Source organism: Inquilinus sp. (assembly GCF_039594555.1).
GTDB lineage: Bacteria > Pseudomonadota > Alphaproteobacteria > DSM-16000 > Inquilinaceae > Inquilinus.
In genome coordinates this window covers 1-5,095 of sequence record NZ_JBCNNF010000470.1, presented here as the reverse complement: position 1 = coordinate 5,095, position 5,095 = coordinate 1, and the positions used below count along the sequence as shown (strand labels likewise).

Sequence of the window (5,095 nt, the reverse complement as noted above, 5' to 3'; positions counted from 1 at the left end):
CGCTGCTGATGAAGTTCTGGCGGGATTTCGCCTCCTACCCGTTCCAGAGCCACGAGCTGTGGTTCCTGACCGAGGACCGGCGCTGGGGCTACATCGCCCCGGATGTCGACCTCAAGGCGCTGATCGCCAAGGTGAACCGCGAGGATCTGTGGCGCCAAGCCGCGCAGGCGATCGGCGTGCCGGCGGCGGAGATCCCGGCCGGCACCTCGCGCGGCAAGGAGACCTTCTTTGACGGCAAGGTCTTCGACCCCGACGCCCCCGACGCCTACCTCGCCAGCCTTGCCATCAAAGCGATCGCCTGACGCCGATAGCCAGCCGGAGCCAGCCTCGTGACTCAGACCGCCCAGATCGTTTCCGAAGCTCCCGCCTCCGCCCCGGCCCCCAAGCCGAAGGCGGCCGGCCGGGTGCTGCCCCTGCCGGTAGCCCGGCCGCCGCTCGGCCCGGTGCTGTCCCGCCTCGCCGTGGAGGCCGCGGCCCGGGTCATCCCGCCGCTGATCGTGCTGGCGCTGCTGCTGGTGGCCTGGCAGCTGCTGTGCTCCAGCCCGGCCTCCAGCCTGCCGTCGCCGCTCAAGGTGCTGGACGACACCTGGGACTTCATCATCGATCCATTCTACGACAATGGCGGGGTCGACAAGGGCGCCTTCTGGCAGATCGCCACCAGCCTGTCGCGGGTGGCGGTCGGCTTCGCTCTGGCCGCCGTGGTCGGAGTCGCGCTCGGCGTGCTGATCGGCCAGAGCGTCTGGGCGATGCGCGGGCTGGACCCGATCTTCCAGGTGCTGCGCACCATCCCGCCGCTGGCCTGGCTGCCGATCTCGCTGGCCGGGTTCCAGCAGGCAGAACCCTCGGCCATTTTCGTGATCTTCATCACCTCGATCTGGCCGATCGTGATCAACACCGCGGTCGGGGTACGCAACATCCCGCAGGACTACCGCAACGTCGCCGCGGTGCTGCGGCTGTCGCCCTGGGAGGTGTTCACCAAGATCACCCTGCCGGCCACCGTGCCCTACATCTTCACCGGCCTGCGCATCGGCATCGGCCTGTCCTGGCTGGCGATCATCGCCGCCGAGATGCTGATCGGCGGCGTCGGCATCGGCTTCTTCATCTGGGACGCGTGGAACAGCTCGCGCATCAGCGACATCATCGTGGCGCTGGTCTATGTCGGGCTGGTCGGCTTCGTCCTCGACCGCCTGATCGGCTTCGCCGGCGCGCTCGTCGCCCGCGGCACCTCGGCCTGAGGAGGCGACCATGGACAGCTATCTCTCGATCGAGCAGGTCGGCATGCGCTTCACCCGCGGCAGCGCGGTCAGCGAGGTCCTGATCGACGTCAATCTCGGCATCGCCAGCGGCGAGTTCGTGTCGATCATCGGCCATTCCGGCTGCGGCAAGTCGACCCTGCTGAACATCGTCGGCGGCCTGGTCCGCTCCACCACCGGCGAGGTTCTGCTGGACGGCCAGGTGGTCGACAGCCCGGGCCCCGACCGCGCCATCGTGTTCCAGAACCACTCGCTGCTGCCCTGGCTGACCGTCTACGGCAATGTCCGGATCGCCGTCGACAAGGTGTTCGGCCGGTCCAAGAGCGCGGCCGAGCGGCACGACTGGGTGATGCACAACCTGGCCTTGGTCCACATGGCCCACGCCAAGGACAAGCGGCCGGGCGAGATCTCCGGCGGCATGAAGCAGCGCGTCGGCATCGCCCGAGCGCTGGCGATGCAGCCCAAGATCCTGCTGATGGATGAGCCCTTCGGCGCGCTCGACGCCCTGACCCGGGCGCATCTGCAGGACTCGGTGATGGAGATCCACGCCGCGCTCGGCAACACGGTGCTGATGATCACCCATGATGTCGACGAGGCGGTGCTGCTGTCCGACCGCATCGTGATGATGACCAACGGCCCAAGCGCCACAATCGGCGAGGTGCTGCCGATCCCGCTGGAGCGGCCGCGCCGCCGCCTGGCGCTGGCCGACGATCCGACCTACGCCGCGTGCCGGGTGCAGGTGCTGCGCTTCCTCTACGAGCGCCAGCGCTTCACCACCGCGGCCGCCTGAGGGGGAGGGAAGCAATGCCCGAGGGAAGCTGGGGGCCGCAGGAGCGGCTGGTGGTGGTCGGCAACGGCATGGCCGGGATGCGGGCGGTGGAGGAGCTGCTGGCCCGCGCGCCCGGCCGCTACGCCGTCACCGTGTTCGGCGCCGAGCCGCAGGTGAACTACAACCGCATCATGCTGTCGCCGGTGCTGGCGGGCGAGAAGCGGTTCGACGACATCGTCATCAACGACCGCGCCTGGTACGAGGCCAACGGCATCGACCTGCGCGCCGGGGTGCGGGTGGCGGCGATCGTCCGCGAGGCGCGCGAGGTGGTCGGCGCCGACGGCAGCCGCTGCCGCTACGACCGGCTGCTGCTGGCCACCGGCTCCGACCCGATCGTGATCCCGGTGCCGGGGCGCGACCTGCCCGGCGTCGTCACCTTCCGCGACATCGCCGATGTCGAGGCGATGCTGGCGGCGGCGCGCGAGGGGCGGACCCGCGCCGTGGTGATCGGCGGCGGCCTGCTGGGCCTCGAGGCCGCCAACGGCCTGCGCGCCAACGGCATGGAGGTCACCGTCCTGCACCTGATGCCGGTGCTGATGGAGCGGCAGCTGGACCCCGCCGCCGCCTACCTGCTCAAGCGCGAGCTGGAGCGGCGCGGCCTGGCCGTGCTGACCGAGGCCGACACCGCCGCGATCGAAGGCGACGGCAAGGTCGAGGCGGTGCGGCTGAAGGACGGGCGGGTGATCCCGGCCGATTTGGTGGTGATGGCGGTCGGCATCCGCCCGGCCACCACGCTGGCCCGCGAGACCGGCCTGACGGTCGAGCGCGGCGTCGTGGTCGACGACCGCATGACCACCTCCGACCCCTGCATCCTGGCGGTCGGCGAATGCGTCCAGCACCAGGGCCGGACCTACGGGCTGGTGGCGCCGCTGTATGAGATGGCCCGGATCGTCGCCGACCAGCTGGCCGGCACGGCGGGGAGCGAATATCGCGGCTCGGTCACCTCGACCAAGCTCAAGGTCACCGGCATAGACGTGTTCTCGGCCGGCGACTTCCAGGGCGGCGAGGATTGCGAGGACATCGTGTTCCGCGACGCCGCCCGCGGCGTCTACAAGCGGCTGGTGCTGAAGGGCAATCGCATCGCCGGCGCCGTGCTGTACGGCGACACCGCCGACGGCGCCTGGTTCTTCCAGATGCTGCGCGAGGGCCAGGACGTGGCGCCGCTGCGCGACGGGCTGATCTTCGGCCAGGCGCTGGCGGCCGCCGGGGGTGCGGCGCCGGACCCTAAGCAGGCCGTTGCCGCCCTGCCGCCGGAGGCGGAGATCTGCGGCTGCAACGGCGTCTGCAAGGGCACCATCGTCCAGGCGATCGGCGAGAAGGGGCTGACCGGCCTGGACGCGGTGCGCGCCCACACCAAGGCGTCCTCCTCCTGCGGCTCCTGCACCGGGCTGGTCGAGAGCCTGCTGGCGGTGACGCTGGGCGACGGCTACGAGGGCGGGCCGAAGATCAAGCCGGTCTGCGGCTGCACCGATTTCGGCCATGACGAGGTGCGGCGGCTGATCCTGGCGCGCGAGCTGCGGTCGATCCCCGCGGTGATGCAGGAGCTGGGCTGGCGCACGCCGCAGGGCTGCGCCAGGTGCCGGCCGGCGCTGAACTACTACCTGATCTGCGCCTGGCCGGGCGAGTACACCGACGACCAGCAGTCCCGCTTCATCAACGAGCGGGTGCACGCCAACATCCAGAAGGACGGCACCTATTCGGTGGTGCCGCGGATGTGGGGCGGCGTCACCAGCGCGAAGGAGCTGCGGGCGATCGCCGATGTGGTCGACCGTTACCAGATCCCGTCGGTGAAGGTGACCGGCGGCCAGCGCATCGACCTGCTGGGCGTGAAGAAGGAGCAGCTGCCGGATGTCTGGCGCGACCTGAACGCCGCCGGCATGGTCTCCGGCCACGCTTACGGCAAGGCGCTGCGCACGGTGAAGACCTGCGTCGGGTCGGAATGGTGCCGCTTCGGCACCCAGGATTCCACATCCATGGGCATCGCGCTGGAGAAGATGACCTGGGGCACCTGGACGCCGCACAAGGTGAAGATGGCGGTCTCCGGCTGCCCGCGGAACTGCGCCGAGGCGACGATCAAGGATTTCGGCGTGATCGCGGTCGACAGCGGCTGGGAGCTGCATGTCGGCGGCAATGGCGGCATCAAGCTGCGCGGCACCGACTTCCTGTGCAAGGTCGAGACCGAGGCCGAGGTGCTGGAGTACTGCGGCGCCTTCATGCAGCTGCACCGCGAGGAATCGCACTATCTCGAGCGCACCGCGCCCTGGATCGAGCGGGTCGGGCTCGACCATGTCAAGCGCCGGATCGTCGAGGACGCGGAGTCGCGCAAGCGGCTGCACGCCCGCTTCCTGCACTCCCAGCAATTCGCTCAAGCAGACCCCTGGGCCGAGCGCGCCGCCGGCGCCGAGGCGCACGAGTTCCGCAGCCTGGCCGCGGTGGAGTGAGCGATGGTCGCGATGCCTTTCTCCGGCCCCTTCCTTTTGAGTCCCCCCTCCCCTCGCGGGAGGGGGGCAGGGGGAGGGGGTTCTCTCGGCCGGCTCCGGCGCCGCCAGCGGCGGCATCCCCGCCCATTCGCGCGCGGACGCGCGCAGACCCCTCCCCCTACCCCCCTCCCGCAAGGGGAGGGGGGACTGGGAAAAGGCAGGCGTCGCTTGAGGAGGCCGTCGTGACCACACCACTGTGGATCGATGTCGGCGGGATCGAGGACATCCCGCCGATGGGCGCCCGGGTGGTGAAGAGCCCGGAGGGCGACATCGCCCTGTTCCGCACCGCCGACGACCGGGTCTTCGCGCTGTACGACCGCTGCCCGCACAAGGGCGGGCCGCTGTCGCAGGGCATCGTGCACGGCACCAGCGTCACCTGCCCGCTGCACGCCTGGGTGATCAGCCTGGAGACCGGGTCGGTCGAGGGGCCGGACGAGGGCTGCGTCCACCGCATTGCGGTCGAGCTGCAGGCCGGCCGCATCCGCCTCGGCCTGCCGGCGCCGCAGCTGGTGGCGAATGGTTGAGACCCGCAC

At 70.5% G+C, this 5,095-nt stretch carries 4 protein-coding genes and 1 pseudogene; all 5 read left to right on the top strand.

What is annotated here, in order from left to right; genetic code table 11:
• Positions 1–302: pseudogene (locus ABDW35_RS31900) on the top strand (bicarbonate-binding protein); the annotation flags it as partial.
• A 27-nt stretch (positions 303–329) separates the two neighbouring features.
• Positions 330–1,235 carry a nitrate ABC transporter permease gene (gene ntrB / locus ABDW35_RS31895; RefSeq protein ID WP_343717873.1) on the top strand — a complete coding sequence of 302 codons (906 nt, stop codon included), beginning with the start codon at positions 330–332 and terminating at the stop codon, positions 1,233–1,235.
• Positions 1,236–1,245: 10 nt separating this feature from the next.
• Positions 1,246–2,043 (top strand): ABC transporter ATP-binding protein, encoded by a 798-nt coding sequence (locus ABDW35_RS31890; protein WP_343717872.1) that lies wholly within the window; start codon positions 1,246–1,248, stop codon positions 2,041–2,043.
• A gap of 14 nt (positions 2,044–2,057) precedes the next feature.
• Positions 2,058–4,523: a nitrite reductase large subunit NirB gene (gene nirB, locus ABDW35_RS31885; protein WP_343717871.1), complete on the top strand. Its 2,466-nt coding sequence runs from the start codon at positions 2,058–2,060 to the stop codon at positions 4,521–4,523.
• Positions 4,524–4,744: 221 nt separating this feature from the next.
• The gene (gene nirD / locus ABDW35_RS31880) at positions 4,745–5,086 is read left to right on the top strand and encodes a nitrite reductase small subunit NirD (protein ID WP_343717870.1); all 342 of its coding nucleotides are present in this window, start codon (positions 4,745–4,747) and stop codon (positions 5,084–5,086) included.
• Positions 5,087–5,095 lie beyond the last annotated feature (9 nt).

Bases quoted from the DNA above. Each gene is read 5' to 3' on its own strand.
- ABDW35_RS31890 (WP_343717872.1), top strand. From the start codon at position 1,246: ATGGACAGCTATCTCTCGATCGAGCAGGTCGGCATGCGCTTCACCCGC.
- nirB (WP_343717871.1), top strand. From the start codon at position 2,058: ATGCCCGAGGGAAGCTGGGGGCCGCAGGAGCGGCTGGTGGTGGTCGGC.